The 26,890-nt window shown below is 67.9% G+C and carries 27 protein-coding genes and 1 tRNA gene; 16 read left to right on the forward strand and 12 right to left on the reverse strand.

What is annotated here, in order from left to right; genetic code table 11:
- Positions 1-94: 94 nt before the first annotated feature.
- The 5 genes from galU to QFZ61_RS07870 all read left to right on the forward strand — a co-directional run bounded on the left by galU (position 95) and on the right by QFZ61_RS07870 (position 3,703).
- Positions 95-1,000 carry a UTP--glucose-1-phosphate uridylyltransferase GalU gene (gene galU / locus QFZ61_RS07850; protein ID WP_307034868.1) on the forward strand — a complete coding sequence of 302 codons (906 nt, stop codon included), beginning with the start codon at positions 95-97 and terminating at the stop codon, positions 998-1,000.
- A 4-nt stretch (positions 1,001-1,004) separates the two neighbouring features.
- Positions 1,005-1,625: a GNAT family N-acetyltransferase gene (locus QFZ61_RS07855; RefSeq protein ID WP_307034870.1), complete on the forward strand. Its 621-nt coding sequence runs from the start codon at positions 1,005-1,007 to the stop codon at positions 1,623-1,625.
- A 315-nt stretch (positions 1,626-1,940) separates the two neighbouring features.
- A complete protein-coding gene (locus QFZ61_RS07860; RefSeq protein ID WP_307034872.1) occupies positions 1,941-2,708 on the forward strand; it encodes a hypothetical protein in 768 nt (255 codons plus the stop codon).
- Between the two features lie 77 nt (positions 2,709-2,785).
- Complete coding sequence (locus QFZ61_RS07865; protein ID WP_307034874.1) at positions 2,786-3,583, forward strand: SDR family oxidoreductase; 798 nt, start codon at positions 2,786-2,788, stop codon at positions 3,581-3,583.
- A 47-nt stretch (positions 3,584-3,630) separates the two neighbouring features.
- Positions 3,631-3,703 (forward strand) — tRNA-Ala (locus QFZ61_RS07870).
- Positions 3,704-3,803: 100 nt separating this feature from the next.
- Here the strand turns inward: QFZ61_RS07870 and QFZ61_RS07875 are convergent.
- Positions 3,804-5,150 carry an alpha/beta fold hydrolase gene (locus tag QFZ61_RS07875; RefSeq protein WP_307034876.1) on the reverse strand — a complete coding sequence of 449 codons (1,347 nt, stop codon included), beginning with the start codon at positions 5,148-5,150 and terminating at the stop codon, positions 3,804-3,806.
- Positions 5,151-5,249: 99 nt separating this feature from the next.
- Between QFZ61_RS07875 and QFZ61_RS07880 the strand changes: the two genes are divergently transcribed.
- On the forward strand, positions 5,250-6,203 hold the full coding sequence (locus tag QFZ61_RS07880) for a helix-turn-helix domain-containing protein (protein ID WP_307034878.1): 954 nt from the start codon (positions 5,250-5,252) through the stop codon (positions 6,201-6,203).
- A gap of 13 nt (positions 6,204-6,216) precedes the next feature.
- Here QFZ61_RS07880 and QFZ61_RS07885 read toward each other — a convergent pair whose 3' ends face one another.
- On the reverse strand, positions 6,217-7,173 hold the full coding sequence (locus QFZ61_RS07885; RefSeq protein WP_307034879.1) for an IS481 family transposase: 957 nt from the start codon (positions 7,171-7,173) through the stop codon (positions 6,217-6,219).
- 300 nt (positions 7,174-7,473) lie between these two features.
- On the opposite strand from QFZ61_RS07885, the gene QFZ61_RS07890 reads away from it, so the two are divergent.
- Complete coding sequence (locus tag QFZ61_RS07890) at positions 7,474-8,298, forward strand: DUF1206 domain-containing protein (RefSeq protein WP_307034881.1); 825 nt, start codon at positions 7,474-7,476, stop codon at positions 8,296-8,298.
- An 87-nt stretch (positions 8,299-8,385) separates the two neighbouring features.
- Here the strand turns inward: QFZ61_RS07890 and QFZ61_RS07895 are convergent, their stop codons facing one another.
- Both QFZ61_RS07895 and QFZ61_RS07900 read right to left on the reverse strand, forming a co-directional pair.
- Positions 8,386-8,562, reverse strand: a complete 177-nt coding sequence (locus tag QFZ61_RS07895; RefSeq protein ID WP_307034883.1) for a CsbD family protein — start codon at positions 8,560-8,562, stop codon at positions 8,386-8,388.
- 151 nt (positions 8,563-8,713) lie between these two features.
- Positions 8,714-9,361 carry a hypothetical protein gene (locus tag QFZ61_RS07900; protein WP_307034885.1) on the reverse strand — a complete coding sequence of 216 codons (648 nt, stop codon included), beginning with the start codon at positions 9,359-9,361 and terminating at the stop codon, positions 8,714-8,716.
- Positions 9,362-9,535: 174 nt separating this feature from the next.
- Between QFZ61_RS07900 and QFZ61_RS07905 the strand changes: the two genes are divergently transcribed.
- Positions 9,536-9,997 (forward strand): GatB/YqeY domain-containing protein, encoded by a 462-nt coding sequence (locus QFZ61_RS07905; protein WP_307034887.1) that lies wholly within the window; start codon positions 9,536-9,538, stop codon positions 9,995-9,997.
- Here QFZ61_RS07905 and QFZ61_RS07910 read toward each other — a convergent pair.
- Positions 9,994-10,839: an SDR family NAD(P)-dependent oxidoreductase gene (locus QFZ61_RS07910; RefSeq protein ID WP_307034889.1), complete on the reverse strand. Its 846-nt coding sequence runs from the start codon at positions 10,837-10,839 to the stop codon at positions 9,994-9,996. The genes QFZ61_RS07905 and QFZ61_RS07910 overlap by 4 nt on opposite strands.
- A 218-nt stretch (positions 10,840-11,057) precedes the next feature.
- On the opposite strand from QFZ61_RS07910, the gene QFZ61_RS07915 reads away from it, so the two are divergent.
- The 3 genes from QFZ61_RS07915 (at position 11,058) to QFZ61_RS07925 (ending at position 13,872) form a co-directional block, all read left to right on the forward strand.
- Entirely contained in the window at positions 11,058-11,651 is a 594-nt protein-coding gene (locus QFZ61_RS07915; RefSeq protein WP_307034891.1) for a hypothetical protein, read from the forward strand.
- A gap of 273 nt (positions 11,652-11,924) precedes the next feature.
- Positions 11,925-13,517 (forward strand): ABC-F family ATP-binding cassette domain-containing protein, encoded by a 1,593-nt coding sequence (locus tag QFZ61_RS07920; protein ID WP_307034893.1) that lies wholly within the window; start codon positions 11,925-11,927, stop codon positions 13,515-13,517.
- 25 nt (positions 13,518-13,542) lie between these two features.
- Positions 13,543-13,872 (forward strand): hypothetical protein, encoded by a 330-nt coding sequence (locus QFZ61_RS07925; protein WP_307034895.1) that lies wholly within the window; start codon positions 13,543-13,545, stop codon positions 13,870-13,872.
- A 63-nt stretch (positions 13,873-13,935) separates the two neighbouring features.
- Here the strand turns inward: QFZ61_RS07925 and QFZ61_RS07930 are convergent, their stop codons facing one another.
- The 3 genes from QFZ61_RS07930 to QFZ61_RS07940 all read right to left on the reverse strand — a co-directional run bounded on the left by QFZ61_RS07930 (position 13,936) and on the right by QFZ61_RS07940 (position 17,207).
- Complete coding sequence (locus QFZ61_RS07930) at positions 13,936-15,600, reverse strand: AarF/ABC1/UbiB kinase family protein (protein ID WP_307034897.1); 1,665 nt, start codon at positions 15,598-15,600, stop codon at positions 13,936-13,938.
- 67 nt (positions 15,601-15,667) lie between these two features.
- A complete protein-coding gene (corA, locus tag QFZ61_RS07935; RefSeq protein WP_307034899.1) occupies positions 15,668-16,663 on the reverse strand; it encodes a magnesium/cobalt transporter CorA in 996 nt (331 codons plus the stop codon).
- 7 nt (positions 16,664-16,670) lie between these two features.
- Positions 16,671-17,207, reverse strand: a complete 537-nt coding sequence (locus QFZ61_RS07940) for an Lrp/AsnC family transcriptional regulator (protein WP_307038061.1) — start codon at positions 17,205-17,207, stop codon at positions 16,671-16,673.
- Between the two features lie 173 nt (positions 17,208-17,380).
- Between QFZ61_RS07940 and QFZ61_RS07945 the strand changes: the two genes are divergently transcribed.
- On the forward strand, positions 17,381-18,634 hold the full coding sequence (locus QFZ61_RS07945) for an MFS transporter (RefSeq protein WP_307034901.1): 1,254 nt from the start codon (positions 17,381-17,383) through the stop codon (positions 18,632-18,634).
- Here QFZ61_RS07945 and QFZ61_RS07950 read toward each other — a convergent pair.
- A complete protein-coding gene (locus QFZ61_RS07950; RefSeq protein ID WP_307034903.1) occupies positions 18,631-19,131 on the reverse strand; it encodes an Lrp/AsnC family transcriptional regulator in 501 nt (166 codons plus the stop codon). The genes QFZ61_RS07945 and QFZ61_RS07950 overlap by 4 nt on opposite strands.
- A gap of 132 nt (positions 19,132-19,263) precedes the next feature.
- On the opposite strand from QFZ61_RS07950, the gene QFZ61_RS07955 reads away from it, so the two are divergent.
- A complete protein-coding gene (locus QFZ61_RS07955; protein WP_307034905.1) occupies positions 19,264-20,427 on the forward strand; it encodes a PLP-dependent aspartate aminotransferase family protein in 1,164 nt (387 codons plus the stop codon).
- Here the strand turns inward: QFZ61_RS07955 and QFZ61_RS07960 are convergent.
- Positions 20,424-21,683, reverse strand: coding sequence for an MFS transporter (locus QFZ61_RS07960; protein ID WP_307034907.1), 1,260 nt, complete (start codon positions 21,681-21,683; stop codon positions 20,424-20,426). The genes QFZ61_RS07955 and QFZ61_RS07960 overlap by 4 nt on opposite strands.
- Positions 21,684-21,851: 168 nt before the next feature.
- Between QFZ61_RS07960 and QFZ61_RS07965 the strand changes: the two genes are divergently transcribed.
- A complete protein-coding gene (locus QFZ61_RS07965; RefSeq protein WP_307034909.1) occupies positions 21,852-22,835 on the forward strand; it encodes a LysR family transcriptional regulator in 984 nt (327 codons plus the stop codon).
- A 98-nt stretch (positions 22,836-22,933) separates the two neighbouring features.
- Here the strand turns inward: QFZ61_RS07965 and QFZ61_RS07970 are convergent, their stop codons facing one another.
- The gene (locus QFZ61_RS07970) at positions 22,934-23,965 is read right to left on the reverse strand and encodes a nitronate monooxygenase (RefSeq protein WP_307034911.1); all 1,032 of its coding nucleotides are present in this window, start codon (positions 23,963-23,965) and stop codon (positions 22,934-22,936) included.
- 35 nt (positions 23,966-24,000) lie between these two features.
- On the opposite strand from QFZ61_RS07970, the gene QFZ61_RS07975 reads away from it, so the two are divergent.
- Complete coding sequence (locus tag QFZ61_RS07975) at positions 24,001-24,933, forward strand: N-acetylglucosamine kinase (protein WP_307034913.1); 933 nt, start codon at positions 24,001-24,003, stop codon at positions 24,931-24,933.
- 42 nt (positions 24,934-24,975) lie between these two features.
- Here QFZ61_RS07975 and QFZ61_RS07980 read toward each other — a convergent pair whose 3' ends face one another.
- Positions 24,976-26,043, reverse strand: a complete 1,068-nt coding sequence (locus tag QFZ61_RS07980; protein ID WP_307034915.1) for a pirin family protein — start codon at positions 26,041-26,043, stop codon at positions 24,976-24,978.
- A 142-nt stretch (positions 26,044-26,185) separates the two neighbouring features.
- On the opposite strand from QFZ61_RS07980, the gene QFZ61_RS07985 reads away from it, so the two are divergent.
- A complete protein-coding gene (locus QFZ61_RS07985) occupies positions 26,186-26,638 on the forward strand; it encodes an NUDIX hydrolase (protein WP_307034917.1) in 453 nt (150 codons plus the stop codon).
- Positions 26,639-26,890 lie beyond the last annotated feature (252 nt).

A 26,890-nucleotide genomic window follows, 5' to 3' on the forward strand; every position in this document is an offset into this window, starting at 1 on the left:
GCTGCCCGCGGACCGGCAAGCTGCCCGCGGATCGGCCGCCATACCGGCGGGCGGCAATTACCTGAAGTTTTGCCCCCTCGGTTAGATTAGTCCAGTGATTACACCCAACGCCTCCGTTCGCAAGGCCGTCATCCCCGCTGCGGGCCTCGGCACCCGCTTCCTTCCCGCCACCAAGGCGATGCCGAAGGAGATGCTGCCTGTCGTGGACAAGCCGGCCATCCAGTATGTGGTTGAGGAAGCCGTGAACGTCGGCCTCAACGACGTCCTGATGATCACGGGCCGCAATAAGCGCGCCCTTGAGGATCACTTCGACCGGGTTCCGACGCTCGAGGCGGCGCTGGAGGCCAAGGGGGACACCGCCAAGCTCGAGTCCATCCAGGCCGCCAGCAACCTTGGCGACATTCACTACGTCCGCCAAGGCGACCCGATGGGCCTGGGCCACGCCGTGCTGCGCGCCAAACAACACGTGGGCTACGAACCGTTCGCCGTGCTGCTGGGCGATGACCTCATCGATGCCCGTGACGAACTGCTCAGCACCATGATTGAGGTTCAGGCAAAGACCGGGGGATCCGTCGTGGCCTTGATCGAGGTCGACCCCTCGCAGATCAGCGCGTACGGCTGCGCCGACGTCGAGGCGGTTGAGGGCGAGGACTACGTTCGGATCAACAAACTCGTAGAGAAGCCCTCTGCCGAGGAAGCCCCCTCGAACCTGGCGATCATCGGCCGTTACGTCCTCCACCCGGCCGTCTTCGAAGTTCTCGAGCGCACCGAGCCCGGCCGCGGTGGCGAAATCCAGCTCACCGACGCCCTGCAAGAACTGTCCGCCGGAGACGGCGAAGGTTACGGCGTGTACGGTGTGGTTTTCCGCGGCCGCCGCTACGACACCGGAGACAAGCTCAGCTACCTGAAGGCCTGCGTCCAGCTGGCCATCGACAGCGAGGACCTTGGCCCCGGCCTGCGTGACTGGCTGCCCGGCTTCGCTTCCAGCCTGACGAAATAGTCCCGTGGGGGGCAGCTTCACCTGGCCGGTGACCCTGGAGTGCGGCGAGCTCGTCCTGCGGCCGATCCGCTACCGGGACCGCAAGGAGTGGAGCGAGCTCCGGGCCCGGAACGAGAAGTGGCTGGCCCCCTGGGAAGCGTCCAACCCGGTCCCGGGCGGCGGCTTGCCGGACTACCGGCAGATGGTCCGCTCGCTTAAGGCGCAGGCCGCCCAAGCCACCGCGTTGCCCTTTGTTATTGCCGCCTGGACCCCCGGCTTCAGGGAGCCCGTGATCGTCGGGCAGTTGACGGTCTCATCGATTGTCTGGGGTTCGGCGATGATGGCCACGCTCGGGTACTGGGTCGATCAGGACCGCGCGGGCCACGGCATTGCACCGACTGCAGTCGCCATGGCAACGGACCATTGCTTCCGCACCCTGGGCCTGCACCGGATGGAAATCAATATCCGGCCGGAGAACCGCCCCAGCCTGCGGGTGGTGGAAAAGCTCGGGTTCCGCGATGAGGGTTTCCGGCCGCGGTATTTGCATATCAACGGGCAATGGGCGGACCACCGCAGCTTCGCGCTGACCGCTGAGGAAGTGCCCGAGGGCCTCCTAACGCGGTGGTTGGACAGTCGTACCGCGTGAAGTCCGAAAACCCGGCCTGACCAGCCCCTTTGTCATTCGTCGGGTTTTGCCAGTTGGCTCGCGACACACCGCCCGCAATGCCGCCTGCCGCGCCGACTTGCTCATACGGTTTTGATTGTGGACTTCCCTCTCAGCAGCTCAGTGATTCTTGTCATTGTCGTTGCACTCTGGATCGTATGGGTAGCTCCCTACCTGCTCCGGAACAGCCGTCAGTTGCGGCCGGCGGGAGACTTCCTGATGGACGCCGCAGATGTAGAAAAAGCTAACCCCCAAGCCGGATACGCCATGACGATGGCGGCCCCGCAGGAGAAACCGATGACGATGACGCAGCGCCCCGAGTCCGCCCCGGATTCCCGGGAGACCGATGACCGCAAGGCCGAAGCGGCGCCCCCTTCCGCCTTCCGCATCCGCTACGGACGGTTGTCGCTTGCCCTGCTGGGCGTGCTCTTTCTGCTCACCGGCGTCGTCTCCGGTGTTTTGCGGCTTTTCGGGCTTGGCTCCGGCTGGCTTCCGGCTCTGACGCTGCTTGGCGCCGTCGGTTCGGTCGCGCTGCTCCGTACGCTTGCCGTACGGGACCGCCGGCGCAGGGTCGACGCCGCCTTCCGGTCAGCGATGGGCGCTCCGGTGCGTGAAGCTGCGCCCCGCCCGGCGGAACGGGCCGCCGGCCTTCGCGCTGCGAGCCCCGTGAAGGAAAGCCCGCTGTTCGATGCCGAAGCCGGCGTCGCGCCCGCCAAACCCGCGCACAAGCCCCTGACAGCAGAGGACCTGCGCCGCGCGGCACTCGCCGAGGCCGCCGCGTCCGGGGACACCTCCTTGGTCCCTGCCGGGAATCCCGACCCCGCTGAAGGTGCCCGCTGGGAGCCTGTCGAAGTTCCTAAACCGACTTATGTTGAGGCGCCGAAAGCGGAACGAGCCGCGCCGGAGCCGCTGGACCTTCCTGAGGCGCCAAAAGCGGTGGGCAAGCCATCTCTCAAGCAGGCCGCTGTCCGCCAGCCGGAGGCGACCGCCGAGGCGAAGCCGCTGGGCAAGGGCCAAAGCGCGTTGAGCAACCTCGACGACGTCCTCCAGCGCCGCCGCGCCTGATTTGATTTCTGCCCCGGGCAGCCGCAGATTCGGCTGCCCGGGGCTTTTTGCTGCCTGCGGGCTGTAGCCTGACGGGCATGACGCGAATTTGTGTTGCCGGGGGAACCGGACAAGTCGGCCGCGAGGTGGTCCGGCAGGCGCTTGCCGCAGGGCATCGGGTGGCGGTGCTCAGCCGGAACCCGCCGCCGGGAGGCGCCGGGCACGACGACAGTGCGGAGTACTTCCACGGCGACGTCACGACCGGGGAGGGGCTGGCCGCGGCCCTGGCCGGCGCCGACGTCGTTATCGACTGCCTCGAGGGACGCTCGGGCAAGGCCCTGAAGACCTTCGCCGATGGCGGGGCGCGGCTGCTCGCCGCAGCCCAGGACGCCGGCGTGCCGATGGCCGTTCTGCTCTCAATCGTCAATTGCGACCAAAGCACCTTTGGCTACTACCAGTCCAGGGCGGCCAAGGAAAAGGTCTACGAGTTCTCTGGCCTGGAAACCGTGGTGCTTCGCGCCACCCAGTTCCATTCCTTGCTGGCAGGTGTTTTCGCTGCAGGTGCCAGGGTGCGGGTGATCCCGGTCGTGAAGGGCGCCAGATTCCAGCTGATCGCACCGGCCGACGTCGCCACAGCACTGCTCGAGGTGGCACTGGCGGGTCCGTCCGGCCAGCGGCACCGTGTCGACACTATCGGTGGCCCTGAGATAACCGACATGCGCGAACTCGCGCGGACGTGGCAACGCGTCGCCGGCCGGCGCGGCCGGCCCGTAGCCTTTCCGCTGCCCGGCGGCATGGGCAAATACCTGCGCGCCGGGCTCAACCTGGTCCCCGAAGCGCGACACGGCACTCAGACGTTCGATGGCTGGCTGGCAATGCACGCCGATAGTTTGTAGCCTAGGAACGTTGATAACGCCGTTCCCAGCGGGAGCGGCGTTGTTGCGGGGCTATAGCTCAGTTGGTAGAGCGCTTCGTTCGCATCGAAGAGGTCAGGAGTTCGAATCTCCTTAGCTCCACAATTTGCAGGGGTTTTGTGAGCCCTTGAGCCTTTGGGATACGCCCTTTGATACCGCCCGGCCGTCGCCATATTTTGTGCCCTGCTTCTCTTCATTCGTCTTACGGGATAAGCGGTCCGGCGGTCCGTACGGCGGAGACTACGTCAAGGATTCCCTGAGCGGCTGCGTGCGCGTCATCAGGATCGGTGACAAACGAAGCGTGCGTAGCCCCGCCGATGACGCGGTGCAGGCTGTTGGTCGAGAGTGCGGCAAGAGCCTCCTGCGAACCGGACCAGCCGGGCGCGCTCCCACTGCCTGCCGTCAAAACCACCAGCGGCTTGTCGGCAAAGTCCCTCAGGGCAGCGGCCTGCTGCGCCGAGGAGCCCGCTTGCACGTACTCGTCCACCGTGCTCCTGAGATGATCCGGTGTAACGCCGGCTACCCGGCCCAGACCAAGCCGCGACGCGCCCGCGGCCAGTGCGGATAGGCGGTTCGCGGTGTCGGTGTCCGGGCGGGTGGAGTGCGCTGCTCCCGGGGTAGTTGCCGGTGCGGTGGAGTCGACGAGGACCAGCCCGGCTACATCGCCTGGATAGAGGGCGGCGAAAGTCAGCGCGTAGAGGCCGCCGAACGAATGTCCCGCCATTACGTAGGGTCCCGGAACGTTCCCGCGCTGCAGCAGCGTATGGAGGTCAGCCGCGATCCGGGCGCCGTCTTGCACGGTGCCTGCCGGCTCGCTCCACCCGCGACCTGCCCGGTCGTAGACGCAGACACGGGTGTCACGGGCAACGGCCGGGGTGATCAATTCGAGGTCCGAGGACATTCCTCCGGCGCCCGGTTCGAGCAGGACGGTCGGGCTGCCCGAGCCGGTGCACTCCAGGTACAGGCGGTGGCCGCCGACGTCGACCAGCTGGCCCTGTGCCGGAGAACCTGCCGCGCCCGCCGCCTTACGCACGGTTTCGAAGCCACTGCCCAGAGAAGCCACCACCAGCATCGCGATTACCGGGTAGAGCAGAAACCGCCCGATCCGGCTGCGAAGCTGACGATTGGCCTGAACGATCATCCAGACGGCCAACACCAGCACAGCGGGAGGCCACGTCCAGGCGAGCACTTCCCGCGCTGGCGGCCCGAACGCCACGAGAAGGGACCCCGTCAGTTCCAGAAAGAGGGCCGGAGCTACGGCCCATTTCTGTGGCTGCTCAGTAAACTGCACCGTTAGTACAGCCAGCGTGGCCCACCCCAGCGAAAGCCCCCACAGGACGGCTCCGGTCACGCTGCTCTCGGTTGCCGGAATGAACGGGGCGGCGGCCATCAGCGAAGCAGCGAGGACACCGGTGAACAGCGAGGCGGCCACGATCCAGCCGGTGCGTGTCTTCTGTGATGGAGCAGGACGACGCGGATGGGCCTGGTCACGGGCTACGGCGCTGGCGGGGGTTGCTGCGGTCATTTCCTGCTCCGGAGAGATTGTCATGCGCCCATGCTGTCATCCAGCGGTAGCCGAAGTACTCGTGAAAAATGCCCTGTATGGAAAGGATTCCGCGTCCGGTTGCCGAGTGGGTACTGTGGCCCCATGCACCGAGTAGTCGCCCTCGCCGTGCCGGAGGTGGTCGCTTTTGACCTCGCCATTCCGGCCCAGGTCTTCGGCCACGAGGATGAGCGGCGACGATACTCCTTCCGGGTCTGCGCAGCGCAGCCTGGCCTGGTGCCGACCACCTCCGGATTTTCCATCCAGGCACAGTACGGGCTTGAAGCCTTCCGGTCCGCGGATACCATCGTGGTGCCCGGCTATGAACCCCTTGATGACCCTTCCCCCGAGGTCTGTGAGGCTCTACGACAGGCCTTGGCGGCCGGAGCCCGCGTCGTCTCAGTGTGCACCGGAGCCTTCGCTCTCGCTGCTGCGGGCCTCCTGGACGGCAAGCGGGCAACCACTCACTGGAGGAGTGCCGAGCGCCTACAGACCCTGTACCCGGCCGTCGCCGTCGACGCGGACGTCCTGTACATCGATCAAGGAAGCGTCAGCACGAGCGCAGGCGTCGCAGCAGGAATTGACCTATGCCTTCATCTGGTCCGCAAGGACTACGGAACCGAGGCCGCGAACAGCATCGCACGCCGCATGGTGGTGGCTCCGCACCGGGAAGGGGGCCAGGTCCAGTTCATGGAACGTGCAGTCGCCGCACCTTTGACCCTCTTCGCAGAGACTTGCGCCTGGGCGAGGCAGAAGCTGGCCGAACCGCTCACCGTCAATGACATGGCCGCCAACGCGGGCTGGGCGCCCAGCAGTTTCGCACGGAAATTTACCGCCGAAGCAGGAATAACACCTTTGCGGTGGCTCAACGATCAACGCCTAGCCGAAGCATGCCGACTCCTGGAAACGACTGACCTGACGGTGCAGGCGATAGCCTCCAGAACCGGGCTGGGAACGACGGCGAACTTCCGGCTCCACTTCGCCCGGAAACTCGCCACCACACCCTCAAACTACCGCCGCCTCTACCAAGGCAGGAACCGGAAGGCCGCCCCCGCCTAGGTGTACTGGGCCATTAGGTTGGTGACACTCGGTTGATGGGTGTGGTTCCGATGCCGGTGTGGATTCGTTCAGTGTTGTAGTGCTGGAGCCAGGGCGCAAGGGCTGCTTGGCGGTGGTTGCTGCTGGTGAAGACCTGCCGGTAGGCCCATTCGGTTTGCAGGGTGCGGTTGAAGCGTTCGGCTTTGCCGTTGGTCCAGGGGCAGTGGGGCTTGATGAAGCGCTGGACTGCGCCAAGGTCGGCGACTGCCTGGCGGAACGCGGTGGAGTTGCGGTAGGCAAAGGCGTTGTCCGTGAGGACGCGTTCGATGCGGTCGATGCCGTGCCCGGCGAAGTAGGCTGCGGCGCGGGTGAGGAACGCGGCCGCGGTGGCGCCCTTCTCGTCGGGGAGGACTTCGGCGTAGCCGATGCGTGTGTGGTCATCGATCGCGACGTGGACGTAGTCGTAACCAATTCCATTGCCTCGGACCCGTTCCGAGCGGCCGTGGGCCCGCCAGCCGCCTCCTTCCGGGATGCGGCCGAGTTTCTTGACGTCCAGGTGGATCATTTCCCCGGGCCGTGAGCGTTCGTACCGGTTCGCCGTGGTCCTGGCAGCCCGGATCGGAGCGCCGGTCAGCGGGTCACAGTCCGCCAAGTGCGCGACGCCGTGGCGGTGCAGGATCCTGCCCACGGTCCGGGCCGGGACGCCGGTCAGCGCCGCGATCCGCAATGGCCCGAACCGGACAGAGCGCCGGGCGTCCAGGACGGCTTGTTCACGCTCGGGACTTGTCCGGGCCGGTGATGACTTCGGGCGGCTTGAGCGGTCCCGCAGTCCGGCCGTTCCTTCGGTCCGGAACCGTCGGACCCACCGGTACGCGGTCTGCCGGGAGACACCGAGCTCCGCGGCGATATGGGCGACCGGCCGGCCTGCGGCCACCCGGTCAACGATGAGGCGTCTTCCATGAACTGTCAGTCGGGCATTAACGTGGGACACGAGGACCTCCGAGCGCGAAGTGTGTGAATTAGACAGCTCCACTTAGCCCGGAGGTCCTCCTCGTTTTCAAGCCTCTAGTGTCAACAACGTCCCGGCTCAGTACACCTAGGCCTTCCGGGGCGTTTGTAGAGCGCGAAGTCCAGCAGAGACACGATCCCGCAACTCCGAGGAACACCCGGGCGGGCCGGGGCCTGTCCGGATACGTCGGAGGGACCTACACTAAAGCATTCCGCAAGGCCGGTGAGTGGGTGCTGCCGAGCGGGCAACCGAAAATCAAGTTCAGCTCGGGAAGGTCCGGCCATGGGCGAAGCCTCGCAGAAAGCGAATCGAGCGGTCTCCGAAGCGGCCTCCGCAAGCCGGAGCCCCGCGTTGACGGCTCTCGCCCGGGCCGGATTCGTCTTCATCGGGCTGGTCCACATTCTGATCGGAGCCATTGCACTCCAGATCGACAAGGGGCAGGGCGGCCAGGCCGACCAGTCCGGGGCGATCGGATCGCTCGCCTCCAAGCCGGGCGGCCCGCTCCTTCTCTGGGCCGGGTTTGCGGCCTGTGCTGCTCTGGCCCTCTGGATGATCAGCGAGGCAGTCTTCGAGGCCCGCTCTGAAACCGACGGGAAAAAGAAGCTGCAAAAGGCGGGGGCGGCCGCAGGAAAAGCAGTTGTGTTCGGTTTCCTGGCCTTCACGTTCTCGGTCTTCGCGGCCGGGGGCAACAAGAACTCCAGCCAGTCAGCCAGCGACTTCACCGCCAAGCTGATGGGTGCACCAGCCGGCGTGGTGCTCCTGATCGTGGTGGGTCTCGCCATCATCGGCGCCGGGGCCTACTACGTCTACCGCGGCGTCACCCGGAAGTTCATGAAGGACCTGCAGGACCCCGGTCAGGTGCGCACCGCTGTCGAGTGGCTCGGGACCATCGGCTATGCCGCCAAGGGCCTGGTCCTCGCCGTCGTCGGCGTCCTGATCATCGCCGCGGCGGCTACAGCGGATCCGTCGAAGTCTTCGGGCTTGGATGGCGGACTGAAAACCCTCGGGTCCCAGCCTTACGGCGTCGCCCTGCTTGGCGCCACTGCGGCCGGGCTGATCTGTTACGGCCTGTACTCGATGGCCCGCGCGCGGTACGGGCGGTTCTAACGCGGCAGAAGACTCCCTGATGGTGTCTTAAGACAAAACGAGAGGCGCACCACTGTGTCAGTGATGCGCCTCTCGCTGGTGCTGAGGTCAGTCCTTTTTAAAGGCGTCTTTGACCTTCTCGCCGGCCTGCTTCAAATCGCCTTTGGCCTGGTCAGTTTGGCCTTCGGCACGCAGGCTCTCATCGCCTGTGGCGCTACCGGCAGCTTCCTTGCCCTTACCGCCAGCCTTCTCGGCAGCGTTCTCAATCTTGTCGCCTAGTCCCATGGTGTTCCTCCTCTGGTTGGCAGCCGATTGATACGGCCATAGCCCTATCCTAAGCCTACTTACCGTCATGATTTCAAGTAGCAGCGTGTCGGAGCGGAAAGATGGGCTACCACAAGGGGGTGCGGCCCGGACTGAACGGGAGACTGGAGGGCTAGGACATCTGCGGCCCAAAGTCGGTCCGGTACATCACCTCGGTGAGCGGATCGGTGACAGGGTCAACGATTCCGTCGAATTCGGCGGCGAAGTCGAGGCCGTCCGCCGTCTCCACCCGGGAGAGCTTCGTCAGGACACCGATTTCGGCGCCTTCCACCAGGCTGAAGGGGATGCCGAAGTGCCGGAAGTTCAGGTTGCCGGCTTCCAGGGTTGTCCAACCGCGGGCCGAAGGGCGCTTGTCCCTGTGGTCCAGCGTCGGGGAGCACTCCGGGCAGCTGCTGTAGCGGGTGAGCTCTTCGACGTCGGCGCGGGTCATCAGCGCCGGCATCGGCGGCTCGTTGTCGGTGCCGTGCCATGCACGCACCCGGTCCAGATCATCCAGGAACGGCGCCCACGCTGCTTGGCGGTCGACAACCGCGCTCACGCTGGAGCAGGTCGGGAGGTGGACCTTGCCGGAACCGGAAATGATGAAGCAATCCCCGGAGGCGGTCCACCGGTCGACGAGGGCTTTCTCTTTGCGGACCGTATCGGCCAGCTGGGCGAGGAGTTCCTCGTCGGACAGCTGCCGCTGGCTGGTAAGGTCGCCCTCCTGAACGCTCAGCCCGCTCCCTGCGGAGTTCGGCCGGTCGTCGGCTGTGTCGGTCATCGTGCCCCTTTCTGCGGCGTTTTCAACGAGCCTACCGGGGGAGCGGGCAACCTCCCTCCTCGTCCGCGCCCCTGCTGGTCGCACCCGTCCCGCTCATGCGGGAAACTGGAGCCATTCGGCCTGGGGGAGAATGGCCATGTGGCCGCAACCACGAACCAGGAAATGAGGAACGCCATGACTCTCAAAGAGCGACTGCACGAGGACGTCGTTGCCCACATGAAAGCAGGCAACAAGACGGCGCTGACCACCGTGCGGAACGTCCTGGGCGAGATCGGCACCCGCGAGAAGTCCGGCAAGACCCCGGTGGAGCTCGATGACGCCCAAGTCACGACGCTGCTCCAGAAGGAAGCCGCCAAGCGGCGCGACACCGCCCGCATCTACACCGAGGCCGGTGAAGCGGACCGCGCCAGCGCGGAAGTCGCTGAAGCGGAGATCATCGAGGCGTACCTGCCGAAGGCGCTCACCCGCGGGGAGGTCGAAGCGATCGTCGACGAGGTCATCGCATCGCTCAGGTCCAGCGGCCAGGACCTTTCCCTGCGGTCCATCGGCGCTGTGATGAAGCCCGTCACGGCCAAGGTGGCCGGGCGGTTCGACGGAAAGACCGTCAGTGAAATCGTCCGCGGCCGTCTCGGCTAAGTGCCGTCCCGGCCCAGGACGGTGATGTCCAAAGGCATGCGGTTGGAGCGGCGCAGGCGTCCGGCGAACACGCTGCGCACCCCGCGGGTCAAAAGGGTCGACTTGGTCAGGTCCCGGAACTCGGCGGCGTCCGAGCCGACGAGGCCAAGGAGCGGGCGTGCGGCCTCCCCGGGGGTCTGGCCCCACAGTGCGACCACCACCTGTAGCGCGCCCAGGCGCTGCTCGTACCCCGGCTGGCTCGTGATGCGCCCCAGCAGGTCCGTCGTCACCAGCCCCGGGTTGAAGCCGTGCACCCGCACGCCGGTGCCTTTGGTCTCCCGCCGCAACGTCTCGGTGAACTGGCGGACCCAGCGTTTGCTGGACGCATAGGCGTTCTGCAGCGCGACCGGCCCCTGGTCGCCCTGGCCATAGACGTTGACGAGGTCCCCGCTGCCGCGGGCAAGCAACACCGGCAACGCGACCCGCGAACCGTGGAAAGTGCCCAGAATGTTCGTCCGCACCACGCGGGTGAAGTCGTCCACCGGCGTCATCGCCGTCGGCCCGTAGACCCCGGAAACGCCGGCGTTATTCACCCAGATGTCGAGCGCTCCGTGGCGGAGCGCTTCGTCGCGCAGGGACTCGACGTCGGCCAGTTCACTCACGTCGCACCGACGGCCGAAGGCCGAAATCCCCTCTGCCCTCAGCCGGTCGACGGCGGCCGTAACGTCCCCGGACGTCCGCGACGCCAGAACCACCGTTGCGCCTTGGCCGCCGAGAAGCCGGGCCATGGCGTAGCCCAGGCCCCGCGACGAACCGGTCACGACCGCCACCCGACCGTGAAGGACGCCCGACTGCATCTCCATGCTTCCCTCATACGCGTCCGGGCGCAGGAGGGCAAGTGCCCGGAGGTGACGGGCCCCGTTTGCTGCCACTTCGCCGGGCGGGCCGTGTTTTTCCCAAGGAATTCCACAGGAATTTCCTTCCAGCGAGGAACGGCGCTCCCGGTTCGGTAACGTTGCGCGCGGCTGGTCTGATGGCATCGCCCGCCAGCCCAATATCCGTACTCTGGAAGGATCACCCCTTGGCAGGAATTTTCAGCTGGCTCAGCCCGCTCGGCACGGCAGGTAAGGCAACCGTCGTCGCCGCCGTCGTAGTCACCGGCGGTGCCGGCGCAGCCATGGCCGCCACCGAGCTGACCTCGGACCCTGCCGCCACCGTCTCCGCGGAGCCGACGGCGACCGAGACGCCAACCCCTCAGCCCACCGCTGACCCCACCGAAACGGCTCCGGCTCCGGAACCGACCGAGACGACTCCGGCTCCGGAACCGACCGAGACGACTCCGGCTCCGGAACCGACCGAGACGGCTCCGGCTCCGGAACCGACCGAGACGACTCCGGCTCCGGAACCGACCGAGACGACTCCGGCTCCGGCTCCGGAAGAGACCGAGCCCGCGGAGACAGCACCCGCGGAGAAGGGCAACAGCGCCTGGGCCCACGAGAACGCCGCCGCGCACCGCGCTGCCGGTCTCGCCAACGCCGCCCAGCACCGCAGCGAGCACGCCGCCACCCCTGCCGCTCCGTCCTATGGGGCAGGCACCGCAACGTCGGCGGTCCCGGCCCAGGCGCCCGTGGCACCGAAGGCAGCACACCAGAAACCTGGCAAATCCGGCAAGTAGCTGGCCCCGGATAGCCCCGCACCGTTCCACTGACCCAGTTCAGGCGCGGCGCGGGGCTTGTTCGTTTAACCGCCGGGCATCCTTGCTGGTTCCGGGAACGAACGTCCCGGGTGTGCGGGGCCGCGCCGGTCCGGGATAGTCTGAAAGCCGGCCCACAAGCACGCCAACGGGCGCGGCCTGCGCGTCACCGCCTTGCGCACCACGCCCCGGCGCACCGGGTCTCCCAGTTTCTGGCGGCACCGGCACCGCGGGCAACCCCGAGAGGACAGCACCATGAGCCTGATCAGGCTGCACGACGTCAGCGTCCGCTTCGACAACACCCAGATTCTTCGGGAGGCGTTCTTCAAGCTCGAACCCGGAGACAGGGTGGGCTTGATCGGCAAGAACGGGTCCGGCAAGACCACGATCCTGAAGCTGATCCTGGACCAGGTGGCTCCGGACTCCGGTGCGGTGAGTGTCGAACTGGGAACCAAAGTGGGGTACTTCTCCCAGTTCTCCGAGCTCAACGGTGAAGCGACCATCACCGAGGTGCTCGACGGCCTGTTCGGTGAGATCAAAGCGGTGGAGGCCGAACTGGCCGCCATCGATGCCGCAATCGCCGAGGACCCCGCGCCGGCTCAGCTGGACCGGATGATCGACCGCCAGGCGGCACTGTTCGAGGACATGGACCGCCTGGACGGCTGGGACTATCCCCGCCGCATCGATTCCGTGCTGACCACGCTGGGTTTTGACGCCGCGCACCGCCACTGTGCTATCGACGCGCTTTCCGGCGGCTGGCGCAACCGGGCGGCACTGGCCAAGATCCTGCTGGAGGGCCCGGACGTCCTGCTGCTTGACGAGCCCACCAACTTCCTGGACGTGGCCGGCGTCGAATGGCTGGAAAGCTGGTTCCGCGACTTCAAGGGAGCCGCCGTGATCGTCTCGCACGACCGGACGTTCCTGGACGCCGTCGTCACCCGGATCATTGAGGTGGAGAACCACCACCTGCACGAATATCCCGGGAACTTCGCCGAATACGTGGTCCAGAAGCAGTTCCGGCTTAAGACCCTCGAACAGCAGTTCGTGCACGAATCGGAGCTGCTTGCCTTTGAGGCAGAGGGGATCGCGGACCGCCGGGACGCCGCCAAGTCCGCCAGCCGCGGGCTCGGCAACCAGCTCGCCAAGATCAAGAAAGCCCGCACGCCCCGGCCGGTCGACCAGATCGTCACCGAGATCTACGGCGGCCTGCACGTGAAGGATGTGCTGTGCCGGGTGGAGGGCCTGGGCAAGGCCTACGGCGACAAGTCCCTCTTTGAGGACCTGAGCTTCGAGGTCCGCAAGGGCAACCGGATCGCGGTCCTGGGTGCGAACGGCAGCGGGAAGTCCACTTTGCTGAAGGTGCTGACCGGCGAGGAGCCGGCCGATTCCGGTGAAGTGGTCTGGGCCAAGGGTCCCGGATTCGTCTCCTACAACCGGATGCTGGCGGATCTCGACGACGGCGACACGGTCTCGCACGCTGTCAACGCCCTGCCGGACAGCCTGGCCCTCACCGCCACGAAGAAGTCCGTCAACCGTTTCCTGGCGATGTTCCAGTTCTCCGAGGCGGACCTGAAGCAGAAGATCGGCAACCTCTCCGGCGGACAGAAAGCACGGGTGGCCATGGCGCAGTGCCTGCTCTCCGGGGCTTCGGTGCTGTTGCTGGACGAACCTACCAACCATCTGGACCTCTCGAGCACCCAGGTGATGGAACGGGCCCTGCTGCACTTTCCCGGCGCCGTTGTGGTGGTCAGCCACGACCGTTACTTCACCGAAAAGATCGCCACCCGCCAGCTGATCTTTGGGGCCGCCGGCGCCGGCCCGGGCGAAGTGGCGCAGAGGGCCGCTTAAGCGGGGCGGGCAGGATAATAGGACTATGGCCGAGCAGCGTCAGGACCGCGACCACGATCCGTGGGAAGAATTCGACCGGCTCCAGCCGGCCGCGCCGGACCGCGTCGCCGGCCAGCCTGGCGGCGAGCCGCACGGCTTCGGCTTCCGCACCGGGGTCCGCAGTGCCCGCGTAGCGGTCGGCTTTGCAGTCTACGCCCTCGTCCTCGGGACCGTACTGGTGGGGCTGGGTGTCATTTACTTCGTCGGCCACAGCCAGTGGCTCTGGCTGGGGCTGATGGTGTTGATCGAAGCCGGCTTCGTGCTCGCCTTCCTTCGACTCGTGGCCCAGGCCCGCAACCGCCACTCAGCACCCTAGCTCAGGCAGGGGCTTTGCGCCCGGGCTGCCGGCGCGGCTCAGCGGCGCACCTTAGCCAGAAGCTCAACCCGGACGCCGGCGCCTCGCCGTCACGGCAAGATAGCCGCCGAGCGCGCCGACGCCGCCGAGACCGGCAGTGAACAACGCCTTGGGCCAGTTGCGCCAGCGGTCCGGCTGGACGGACACGAGCTCGCCGATGGCGCCGATCAGGGCCGCCGTGATCACTCCCGCCACGATCCGGTTGCCGGTCCGTTCGGCCCGGTCCATCAGCCGGTCCAGCTCATCGGCACGGAAATGCACATCGAGGCCGCCGCGTTCCAGCACCTCCAGCAGCCGCCGCGCCAGCTCGGGTGCCTCCGTGCCGAATCGCAGCGCTTCCCAGCCGAGCTTTTTCAAGCGTCCCGCTAGCGCCTCAGGGGAAACCGAGGCGAGGATGAGCCGGCGTGTGAACGGCGTCAGCACTGTGGTGAGCTCAAAACCGGGATCCAACCGCTTGCCCAGCCCATCGGCCATGACCAGCATCTTTAACATTAGCGCCGCTTCGCGCGGCAACCGCAGCCGGTGCGCGCGCAGCAGGCCCGCTAGCTCGGCCAGGACCGGGACGGTCGGTACCTGTGCCAGCGGCCGGCCGGTGTAGCGTCCCAGAAGACGGCCTACGGCCGCCTGCAAACCGCTGTAGCCGGCGGCGTCGTTGGCTCCGCACAGCTGCACGATCGCCGTCGTGAGCCGTCCGGCGTCCTCGTCGACGAGTCCCATCAGAAGGCGGACGAGGTTCCAGCGGGTGGCGTCGTTGATCTGGCCGACCATGCCGAAATCTATGATGCCGAGACGTCCGTCCGGTTCCACGAAGAAGTTGCCCGGGTGCGGGTCGGCATGGAAGAAGCCGTCCTCGAACACCATCTTGAGCAGCACGTTGCAAGCCCGCACAGCCAGAACAGCGGTGTCGATCCCGGCCCCGTGCAGCGCGTCGATGTCACTGATTTTGATGCCGTGGACGCGTTCCAGGGTAAGGACCCTCGACGTGGTGGTTTCCCAAAAGACCCGGGGGATGTGAACGCGGCTGTCACCGGCGAAGTTTGCCGCGAACTGCTCGGCGTTCCGGGCCTCCTGCATGTAGTCGAGTTCCGCGCGCATGGTTTGGGAAAACTCATCTACCAGCGCTGCCACGTGGAAACCGGCCACGGTGGCCGAGGCTTGTTCGGCCCGTTTGGCGAGTTCAGCCATGACTTCCAGGTCGTCATTCACTTGCGCCACGACGCCGGGGCGGCGCACCTTCACCACGACGCCGATCCCGCCCTCCGCGGTTTTCCCGACGGTCGCTTCGTGCACCTGGCCGATGGAACCGGTGGCCAGCGGAACGTCCTGCAGGGACGCCAGCAGCTGCTCCGCGCGCGGGCCCAGCTCCTCGGCCACGACGGCGCGGACCTCGTCGGCGGGTACGGCCGGGGAGGCGTCCTGGAGTTTCGCCAGTTCGGTGGCGTATTCCGGCGGCAGCACGTCGGTGCGGGTGGAGACGATCTGGCCGAACTTGATGTAGACCGTCCCGAGTTCCTCCAGGGCAAGCCGGACCCGGACTGGCAGGGGAACTCCGGCAGTCCCGGGAAGCTGCGCCGGCGGCCGGCCCGGGAGGTGCAGGCGGTCCAGACCCAGCCAGGCCAGCACGAAGCCCAGCCCGTGCCTGCCCAGGGTCTCCACGATGTGCCGGAAACGGTCACCCCGAGCGCTCATGCCGCCAGACTACACGCGGCTCGGGCAGCCCGGAGCGGGCCCTACAGCACTGGCGGGCGGGGGCCGGTTAGAGCCAGCCCTTCTTCTTGAAAATGCCGTACATGACCGCCGCGGTGCCCGCCATCATGCTGATCGCCATCGGGTAGCCGTAGGTCCAGTGCAGCTCCGGCATGTTCTCGAAGTTCATGCCGTACACGCCCGCCACGAACGAGGGCGCGAAGAAGATCGCCGCCCAGGACGAGATCTTCTTGACCTGTTCGTTCTGCTCCGCGCTCGCCTCGTTCTGGCGGTTGGCGGTCAACGTGCCGTCCAGGGTCAGCGCGTTCTGCAGCAGGTCACGGAAGGAATCAGCGCGGGAGATCAGCCGCTCAACGTGGTCTTCGACGTCGCGCAGGCTGTGCTGCAGTTCCGTGTCCACCTCGTACTTCTCAAAGCCCCGGCGGAGCTGCTGCATCATGGCGGGCAACGGGTGGATGGCGCGCTGGAAGTGGATGACCTCACGGGCCAGTTCGTAAATGCGCCGGGACACGAGCGGATCGCCGCTGAAAAGCTGGTCCTCGATCTCGTCTATGTCGTTTTCCAGTCCGGCGACGACGGGCCCGTAGTCGTCCACCACCTGGTCCATCAGGGCGTAGAGGACGGCTTCGGGGCCGTGGCACAGCAGGTCGGGACGGCGCTCCATCCGGCGGCGGACCTGGCCGACGACGGCCGTTTCGGCATGCCGGACAGTCACCACGAAGTTGCGGCCGGTAAAGACGTGAAGTTCACCGAACTCCACGGTCTCGGTGTCGTCCAGGTACCTTGCGGGCCGGAGCACCGTGAAGAGGTTGTCGTCATAGCGTTCCAGCTTGGGACGCTGGTGCGCTGAGATGGCGTCCTCCACGGCAAGCCCGTGCAGACCGAATTCCGCTGCCACAGCGGCCATCTCCTCTTCGGTGGGCCGGTACAGGCCAATCCAGGCCATGCCCCCGTGCTGGGTCAGGGTGTCAAAGGTCTGTTCAAGGCTGCTCGGCTCGGCCCGCCGGACGCCGTCAACGTAAACGGCGTTGTCGATAATAGTCACGGAGCTATTATCCAGCGTCCGTCCGGGGTTCGGCCGCACGTGCACGGTGCGGGGGCCGGCCGGGGGCCAGCGCGGCGCCCTCCACCAGACGGCCGATGAGCGGCTCGGTGCGGTACTGGATGTGGGTGTGCAGGGCCAGCACTGTCTCGGTCCGGATCACGCCCTTGATCCGCAGGATGGACCGGAGCGCGGACTGGAGGTTGTGCGTGTCCGTCGCCACCACCCGGCACCACACGTCGCCGCGGCCGGAAATCTCATGCACCTCGAGGACCTGGGGGATCAGGCGCAGGGCACCGACGACGCCGTCGAGCTCCCGGTGGTTCACTTCAATCGTGACGAAGGCGACGACGTCGTACCCCACCGCTTCAAGGTCGATTTCCCGGCCGCCGTCGTGCAGCAGCCCGGAGCGCAGCATCCGCCGGACCCGCGACTGGGCGGTGTTCCGCGCGATGCCCAGGGCGTCGCTGAGTTCGGCTATCTGGATCCGGGGATCTTTGATGAGTTCCAGCAGGATCTTGAGGTCCGTGGGATCCAAACTGTTCAAATCATCACTCCAGCTCACTACAACAGCCAACAATTGACTGTTTTGCTCAATTCTGGCATATGAAGCGGCCTGAACGATCCATCGGTGCAGCATTCTTGGGGTATCAATGTTTACCGGGTCTGCGCCTCCCTACCGGGTCTGCGCTCGGTCCGTTTCGATGCAGGGGCGACGCCATGACTGTCTTCAGCGAACTTCGCATGCGTCCCGCCACGGCAGACCGCTGGGGCTGGGACGCGTCCGTTACCGCTCGGCTGGTGATGGCCGGAGTCGTGATCTTCACGCTGCTGGTCGGCGCCAACCTTGCTACGCCGCTGTATCCGTTGCTGCAGGCCAAGCTGGGCATTTCGGCGCTGGACGTGACCGTGGCCTTCTCCGCCTACGTGCTGGCGCTGGTGGCCACGCTCATTCTCGCCGGTCACTGGTCCGACCATATCGGCCGGCGGGCCGCCCTGGTGCTGGCCGTGCTGGCGGGCCTGGCCGGCGGGTTCGTTTTCGCCAGCGCGGGCAGCCTTCTGGCGCTTTCGGCGGGCCGGGCGCTGCAGGGGGCAGCGGTCGCGCTGGCCACCGGGGCCAGTTCGGCGGCCCTGCGCGAGCTGCTGCCCAGCCGCCCCGAGTGGGCCTCGCGGTTCACACTGCTGGCGTCCGCCGGCGGTGTGGCGGCGGGACCGGCCATCGGCGGGGTGCTCTCCCTGCTGCCCGGCCCGACGTCCACGCCGTACTACCTGCACTCCGTGCTGCTGGTGGCCCTGCTGGTGCCGCTGTACCTGCTCAAGGCCAGGCCCGCGATCAGCTCGGTTGCCGGTCCGCAGCCGTTCAAGGTCCTGGCCCCGCGGCGCCCCTCTGTCTCACACGAGGCGCGGGGTGCGTTCTGGCTGGCCTCGGCCGTCGGCTTCCTCAGCTTCGCCGTCTTTGGCTTCTGCCTCTCGCTGGCCCCGGGGTACTTCGCCCAGATCGTGCACGCCGACTCGCGGCCGCTGATCGGTCTGCTTGCTGGTCTGACCCTGGCAGCCTCCGCCCTGAGCCAACTGCTGGCCGTCCGCGGGCCGTTTGTGGTTCCGGCCGGACTTTTCCTGTTGTCCGGATCAGTGCTGCTGATCGCCGCGGCCGCTGCGTGGAGCAGCCCGTGGCTGCTGATCGGCGCCAGCATCACTGCGGGGCTCGGCCAGGGCGTCGCCTTTAGAACGGTGTTCAATGAGGTCGCGGGGAAGGTCGAGGCGGGCCGGCATGCCCAGATCATCAGCACCGTCTACGTCATTACCTACCTCGGCAGCGCCTTCCCGGTGATCGGCCTCGGACTGGCGGCCGGCGTGGTTGGCCTGCACACCGCCGTCGCCGGTTTCGTCGTGCTGTGCGCCGTCTTTGCCCTCGGCCTTGCTGCGGTGACCCTGCGGGGAGCCCTGCGCAGCTGGTACGGCAGGGGCGGCTAGTCCGGCAGGGGGCCGTGGTTGCCCTGGATGTGATCGAACACCAGGGTGGTCTCGGTGTGGCCCACCACCGGGTCGGTCGCCAGGTTATCCAGCACCCAATCGCGCAGATCCTCGGTGGTAGCAACCGCGATGTGCAGCAGGTAGTCCACCGAGCCGGAGGTGTGGAAGGTGGACAGCACGGCTGGCAGCTTGGGGACCCGGGCCGTGAAGCGGTCGATCTGCTCGCGGTCGTGGGCCCGCAGCCGGACGGCGATCAGGGCCTGCACGGAGCGGCCCACCGCGGCGAGGCTGAGTTTGGCCTCGAAGCCCTGGATGATGCCGCGCTCGGACAGCGCCCGGGTGCGCATCAGGGCAGTGGAGGGGGCGATGCCGACGAGTTCGGCCAGCTGCTTGTTGGAAATCCGCGCGTCGGCGACCAGCGCGGCGAGCAGGCGTTCGTCGATGGCGTCCAGAGGTTCAGCCGCGCCGGACCGAACATTCTTCGTGGTGCTGCTCACGGATCCTCCTCGATGTGGTCTCTGTTCATCGTAAACCTGCTCTTCGGCCACTTCCATTCGAAACACCTGTGCCGTCCCGAATAACTGCCGGATACTTGCCGCATTCAATGGTGAATATTCGTAAGGAGTACGGTGCTTTCTCAAGACTCGCTGGCGGTCCACGCCGGCCGAACGGGCCTCACGGAGCTCGGCGTCCACGCCGTGCCGATTGACCTCTCCACCACAGCGCCGCTGCCCTCGGTGCACGACGGTGGACTCGCGTACGAACAAATGGCTACCGGCGGGCCGCACCTGACCGGGCAAAGCACGGTCTACCAGCGGCTCTGGAATCCCACCGTCGCACGCTTTGAAGAAGGCGTGGCCGTGCTCGAAAATGCTCCCGAGGCGGTGGCTTTCGCTACCGGTATGGCAGCCTTGAGTGCTGTGCTGCTGGCCGTCGTCGCCACCGGCAAGAAGCACGTGGTGGCCGTCCGGCCGCTCTACGGCGGCAGTGACCACCTGCTGGCCTCAGGCGTCCTCGGCACCGAGGTCACCTTCACCACAGCTGCCGGGATCCGGGCGGCACTGCGCCCCGACACCGGGCTGGTGATCCTGGAGACGCCAGCCAACCCGAGCCTGGAACTCGTGGACCTAACCGCTGCGGTAGCGGCCGCCGACGGTGTGCCGCTCGTGGTAGACAACACCTTCGCCACGCCGGTGCTTCAGCAGCCCTATCCGCTCGGCACGGCCATGGTCCTGCACAGCGCCACCAAGTTCTTTGGCGGCCACGGCGATGCCATGGGCGGCGTCGTCGCCGCTTCCCCCGAATGGGCCGTCAGGCTGCGCCAGCTCCGGGCGATCACCGGCGGCATCCTCACACCCTGGCCGGCCTACCTGCTCCACCGCGGCCTGGCCACACTGCCGGTCCGGGTCCGCGCCCAGCAGGCCGGAGCCGCCAAGGTGGCGGCCGCCCTCGCGGGGCACGGGCTGGTCCGCCGCGTCTACTACCCGGGCCTGCCCGAATGCGACCCGCTGGGGCTGATCGGCACCCAGATGGCGGGACCGGGCTCACTGCTGGCATTTGAGCTGGCCAGTGCCGGGCACGCCGAGCGCGTTCCGGCGGCCGTCAAGATGATCACGCATGCCGTCTCACTGGGCGGTGTGGACACCCTCATCCAGCACCCTGCCGGGCTGACCCACCGGCCCGTGGCTGCAGAGGCCAAGCCGCACGCGGGTCTCTTGCGGGTTTCCGTGGGGCTGGAAGACCCGGCGGATATCATCACGGATCTGGTCGGGGCGATCGAGGCAAGCCGCTAGGGCTTTGCAGGCCCCGCCGTTGCCGGCACGTGCGGAACCGTCGGAACGCCGGCGGGATGCGCGACGGCGGTGATTACCGCCGTCGTGCAGGCCAGCCCCATCACGGCCAGGGCCAGGGCCGTCCAGCCCAGCGATTGGAAGAGGAGGCCGCCGGCCCAGCCGATGACGCTGGAACCGAGGTAGTAGGCGAGGTTGTACAGCGACGCGGCCTGGGCGCGGCCGGTACTTGCGATGACACCGGTCCAACCGGAACCGATGCTGTGGGCCGCGAAGAATCCGCCGGTAAATAGCAGCAGTCCGGCCAGGATCAACGGCAGTTGCTGGGTCAGCGTCAGCGCGAGTCCGGCCACCATGAGGACAGTGCCGGTTATCAGCACGTTGCGCCGGCCAAAGCGCTGCGTCAGCGCCGCAGCCCAGCGGGCAGTCACGGTACCGGAGAGGTAGGCCAGGAAGATCAGGCTGATCAATGAAGCCGGCAGGCTGAACGGTTCACCGGACAGCCGGAAGCCCAGGTAGTTGTAGACGGCTACGAAGCCGCCCATCAACAGGAAGGCCTGGACGTAGATGGCCAGCAGGCGCGGATTCCTGCCGTGCGCGGTCAGGACCGCCAGGGCGCCCCGCAGGCCGCTGGCGGCGGCGGGGGTGAACTTCCGTGCTGGCGGAACCAGCAGCAGGAACAGGACAGCGGCGGCGGTGGCCATCAAGGAAACGGCGAGGGCGGCCGCCCGCCAACCCCAAAGGTCCCCGACCGGGCCGGCCAAGAGCCGGCCCGCCAGGCCGCCCAGGGTGGTACCCGCCACGTAGGTGCCGGCGGCGAGCGCGGCGTGGGCTTTGTTGACCTCCTCGTTCAGGTAGGCGATCGCGATGGCCGGAATACCGCCCAAGGCCATGCCCTCCAGCGTCCGGAGGCCCAGCAGGACCGGGAAACTTGGTGCCAGCGGGGCCAGCAGGCCCAGAACTGTGGCCGCGGAGATGCCCCAGGCCATGGCGCGCACCCGGCCGATGCGGTCGGCCAGGAAAGACCACGGCAGGACTGTCACGGCCAGACCCACTGTGGCGAGGGAAATCGTCAGGGCTGCCTCGGCCGCTGTCACCTGCAGTTCGCCGGCGATGAGCGGCAGCACCGCCTGGGTGGAATAGAGCTGGGCGAAGGTCGCGACGCCGGCGAAGGCCAGACCTGCAAGAATCCGGCGGTAGCCCACGGAGCCCTTGGCATGGCCGAACCAGGGGTTAGCTTCCCGATCCGTCCTGGCCATGCTGGCGCCGGCCGCTGTTGCCGGCCGCGGTGTGGCCCCCGGGGGCGGCGGCCGGCCGACGGAAAGGTAAACGGGACATCTGCCCAGAATAGGCTTCCCCACAGCCATGCTTCCAATGCATGATTTATATGAAAGCAATAGCAGAAACGGAACGATCCGGGAGCCGAGATGGACGTGGAACACAGACAGCTGGTCCAGTTGCTGCCGCTGTTGCCGTTGCTGGCCGAGCTGGGGCGCACGCAACACATCACGGAAACCGCGGCCGTCCTGGGGCTGCCGCAGTCGACGGTCAGCAGGGGGATCGCGAGGGCCAGCAGCATCATCGGAACCGAGCTGCTCATCCGCGACGGGCGCGGCGTGCGCCTGACCCCTGCCGCGAAGGCGCTCCTGCCGCACGTCGAGGCGGCACTTGGGGAGTTCCAGTCCGGGTTGGACCTGGTCCGGCACGAATCGGCCGTGGTGCGCGGCAGGATCGCGGTGTCCTTCCAGCACACCTTCGGGGAGGCGATGCTGCCGCTGCTGATCAGCGCTTTCCGCAGCCGGCATCCGCAGCCGGCCTTCGCCCTCAGCCAGGGCGCGCGGGACGGCTGCCTGGCGGAACTGGCAGCCGGCGATGCGGACCTGGCCCTGACAGCACCCGTCGCGGCGCCGACCCGGTTAATCTCGTCCGCTGCCCTCTATCGGGAGCCGCTGCGCCTTGTCGTCCACCACCGGCACCGGCTCGCCAAGCGGCACCGCGCACGCCTCGAGGACATCCGGCACGACCCGTTCGTTGCCATGGGCTCCGGCTACGGCATGCGATCGCTGACGGATGCCTTGTTCCGGGAAGCTGGCTTCCGGCCCCGCGTGGCCTTCGAAAGCCAGGATTCGCACACCGCCCGGGGCCTGGTCTCGGCCGGACTCGGCGTCAGCATTCTCCCGCCCGGCGGTCTAGCCCCCGGACGTCACACTTCCGGCCAGTCAGGTGACCTGGGCTGGGTTGAACTCGCGCTGGATTCCGGCCTTGCGTTCCGTGAAATCGGGCTGGCGTGGCGCGAGCGGCCCGGGGGCGCGGACGCCGAACCCGACCCGGTACGGCTGTTCCGGGAGCTGGTACTGAGCGAGGGCCCGTCCTTGCTGGCCGGTTTTGTCCGGGGCCGCTCCGGCAGCTGAGCCTCGGTTGGCGCGCGCTCGCGGGTTTGCTTCGGGCTCGCGGTGTGGAGACGGCGAGTCCGGACCGAACCCGCGAGCCGGAGGAACCCGCGCAGCGTTCAGCCGAGCAGCCCGGCCAGAATTTCCGCGACCGAACCGGACCGCGCCCGCTGCCACCCGGTTCCGGCCCACAGGTTGAGCCGCTCCGCGTCCCCGGCTGCGGCGGCAGCGGCACGCAGCGGCGCGGTGAGGTGGTGCACGGCGGGGTAAGCTTCCGGCGCATCGGGGTGGTCGCGGACAAACTCGTTGACCAGCGCCCGGGCCTGCCGTCCGGTAAAAGCACGGGTCAGTGCGGTCTGCGTGAAGTGCGGATCCGCCAGGGCGTCCTTGTGCAACTGCCGGGTGCCGCTTTCGTCGGTGCGGAGCAGCGCAGTACCGAGCTGTCCAGCCTGCGCCCCGGCGGCCAGGACGCTTTGAAGGTCCGCGGCGCCCATGATTCCGCCGGCGGCGACCAGGGGGAGGGCGACGGCGGCGCGCACCGCGGCGGTCAGCTCCGCCGTCGTGCCCGGAACGCCGGACCCCGGAACCTCTGCAGCGGCGAACGCTGCGCTGTGGCCGCCGGCGCTCGCGTGCTGCACCACTAGGGCGTCCACCCCCTGTTCGGCCGCCTGCCGCGCCTCGGCCACGGTGGTGACGGTGGCCAGCACCGCCGAGCCGGCCCGCTGCAGGGCGCGGACGACGTCCGCCCCGGGCAGCCCGAAGGTGAAGCTGACCAGTTCCACCGGGTCAGCGAGCAGGGAGTCGATCTTGCCCTGCCATTCGTCGTCGTCGTCAAGGCGCAAGCGCGGCAGCTCCACGCCGTAACGCCGCGCGTCGGCTGCCAGCCGCAGCCGGTACTGCTCCACTTCCGCCAGCACGGCAGCCGAAGGCGGAAGCTGGGCCGGATCCGGAACGAACACGTTCAGGCCGAACCGCGTGCCGGCGTCCCGCGCTGCGCGGATGTGCGCCTCCATGGCGGCCACATCCTTGTAGCCGGCCGCCAGGAAGCCCAGGCCCCCGGCCCGGTGTACGGCGGTCACGAACGCGGGGGTGGAGGTTCCGCCCGCCATCGGTGCGGCGATGACCCTGGTGCCGAAGATGTCCTGCGACATGGCTCGCTCCTGTCGGTAGTCAGTAGGCTTGTCCGGTGACTCATTCTGACATCCCCCCTGCGGCCGGTGCCGCTTCGCCTGCTGCCTCCGGCGCCGTGATCGGCCTCGACATCGGGGGCACCAAGACCCGCGGCGTCCGGTTCGAGGGTGGCCGGGCCGTGGCCGATGAATCCGTGGGCAGCGCCAACGTCCAGAACGTGTCGGCCGGGGAGGCAGCCGGCAACCTCGCGGAACTGTTCGCCCGGATCGGCGGCGGCAGCGTTTCCCAGGTTTACGCAGGCGCCGGCGGCATCGACACCGACGACGACGCCGCCGCGCTCGCCGCCCTGATCGCCCCGCACGTTCCGGGCGCCAGGATCACCGTCGTGCACGATTCGCGCCTCCTGCTCGCGGCAGGCGGGGCCAGCACCGGCGTCGCCGTGATCGCAGGAACCGGCTCGGCCGCGTGGGGCCGGAACGCCCAGGGCGAGGAAGCCCGGGCCGGCGGCTGGGGCTACCTGCTCGGGGACGAAGGCAGCGGCTATTGGCTGGGCCGCGAGGCCGTACGCCACAGCCTCCGCCGGATGAACCAGGGCCTTGATCCGGATGAGCTCACCCGGGCGCTGCTGGACTCGTGCGGCGTCGACCACCCGAACAAGCTGATTGCCTTGTTCCATTCGCCTGCGACCGGCCGCCGCTTCTGGGCCCAGCGGGCACGGCTGGTCGTCGATGCGGCGGACGCCGGCCATGCACCGAGCCAGGCGCTGATCAACCAGGCCGGTCTGGACCTCGCCGCGCTGGCCGGGCAGGCCGTACGGCAGCTTGGCATCGAGGGGCCGGTCATCCTGGGCAGCGGGTTGGGCATGAACGTGCCGCGGCTGCAGGAATCGTTCCGCAGGGCACTGACGGCCGCAGGTATCACCGACGTCCGGGTGCTGCGGCAGGAGCCTGTTTTCGGGGTCCTCCAGCTCGTGGCCGAGCAGGGCTAACCGCCCTTCAACGCGGGCGCTGCTTTAGCGCCCCCTGCTGCTTTAGTGCCGTCGACGGGGGCGCAGCGGCACCCCGGGCAGCGGCGGTGCCGGGATCCGGCCGGATTCCGGGCCGGCGTCGGGACCATGCCCGGACACCAGCCCGAATCTGGCCTGCGCTGCGTCCGCCTCGAGGAGACCGGCCTGGGCTTCCCACTCCAGCCGCCACTGCGCCACCTCATCGTGGCTGCGACCGACGAAGTTCCACCACATCAGCAGTTCCTCCTCGAACGGCTCACCGCCCAGCAGGATGAAGCGCGTGCCCGGCGCGGCGTCGAGCTCCAGGGTGCTGCGCCCTGAGCCGAGGTAGCCCAGCGGTCCGGGCAGCACCTCCTCGCCGTCGAGGACCAGGGCGCCGTCGAGTACGAGGACGGCGTGCTCGAACGCCGGCTGCAGCGGCAGGCTGATCCTGCCGGCGCCGCTGATGTCGGCCCCCACAATCGGGGAGTACGTCGTCGCCGGCGAGGTGGTGCCGGCGAGCGTCCCCACGATGACGGTCGCGGCGTAGCTTTCACCGCGGATTACCGGCAGCTCGCGGTGCTGCTCGAACGCCGGGTCCCGGTGCCGTTCCGCGTCCGGCAACGCGACCCAGAACTGCAGCCCGCGCTGCAGCGGCAGTTCCGGTGACGGCAACTCCTGCAACGGGGCGCCTGGCACGTCTCCCGCCGGAAGCGCCGCCGGGGGAAGCACCGCGAACTCCGAGTGCGAGATGCCGCGGCCGGCTGTCATGATGTTCAGTTCCCCGGGCCGGACGATCACGTCGCTGCCCACACTGTCCCGGTGCCGGATGGTCCCGGTCAGCGGCCATGTGACGGTCTGCAGCCCGGTGTGCGGGTGGGGGAGGACGGACATGGCCACCCGATCCGGGCCGAAGCTGTCCAGGAAACACCACGCGCCCACCGTGGGCAGTCCCCGCTGCGGAAGGGTCCGGGAGACGTTCATGGCCCGGACCCCGCCCAGCGGGACCTCCCGCGCCGGCCACAGTTGCAGGCACGGCCCGCTTGCGGCGCCGTCCACGCTGTGCGCGGCCGGGCAGACTTCTTCAGGCGGAAGGACTTCGAGGTTCGTCACAATCAAACTCTAGACCGCGGCCGCACCCGCTGTCCGGGGCGGTTTTGGCCGCTCATTGGGTATCTGCGCCCTGGCCAGGCGGCGTGTCCGTGGCAATGTGCCCCCGGGCGGGGCCGGTGGGTTGCCGCGTTAAGCTGGATCAATGACCCTGCAATTCGACACCCGCCCCGCCGCCTACGGAGTCATCATCCGCGATGACTCGCTCCTGCTGGCCTACTGGAAGCAGGGCGGCCGCGAGGGCTGGACGTTGCCCGGCGGCGGCCTGGACCTTGCGGAGCACCCGGTGGACGGGTGCCGCCGGGAGATTTTCGAGGAGACCGGCTACGACGCCGAGATCGGCGCCATGCTCGGGATCGACGTCGGCCACTGGCCCGCCGAGGCCAGGCTCGACGGCGGTGTGCGGGACTTCCAGTCGCTGCGGCTGGTCTACGAGGCCAGCATCGCCGGCGGGGAACTGCGGCATGAGGTCGGCGGCAGCACCACCCATGCGGCGTGGGTGCCGCTGGCCGAGGTGGCAGGACTGAACCGGGTCTCGCTGGTGGACGCCGCTCTTCGGCTGTACCGGGAACGGCCGCTGGACGGCAGGCTTCCCTGAGCCGGCGGCAACTGCGCACCGCGCCTACCAAAGCGAACCCTAGCCACCTGCGCCGTTGACCGTTACGCTGGACAAACCGCGGCCGTGACGGCCGCCCGATGACCGGGGAGGTGGAAGCAATGACTGCAACGGATCCGTGCGCCCGGCGCGCAACTCCAAGCCACTTCATTACTCCAGCCCCGGCCCGCCGCTTCTCCTAGCCTGCCGCCACTGAACGGTCTTCTCCCAACGCACGTTCGTGACCGCAGCGGG

The organism is Arthrobacter sp. B3I4, assembly GCF_030816855.1.
In the GTDB taxonomy this organism is placed as follows: Bacteria; Actinomycetota; Actinomycetes; order Actinomycetales; family Micrococcaceae; genus Arthrobacter.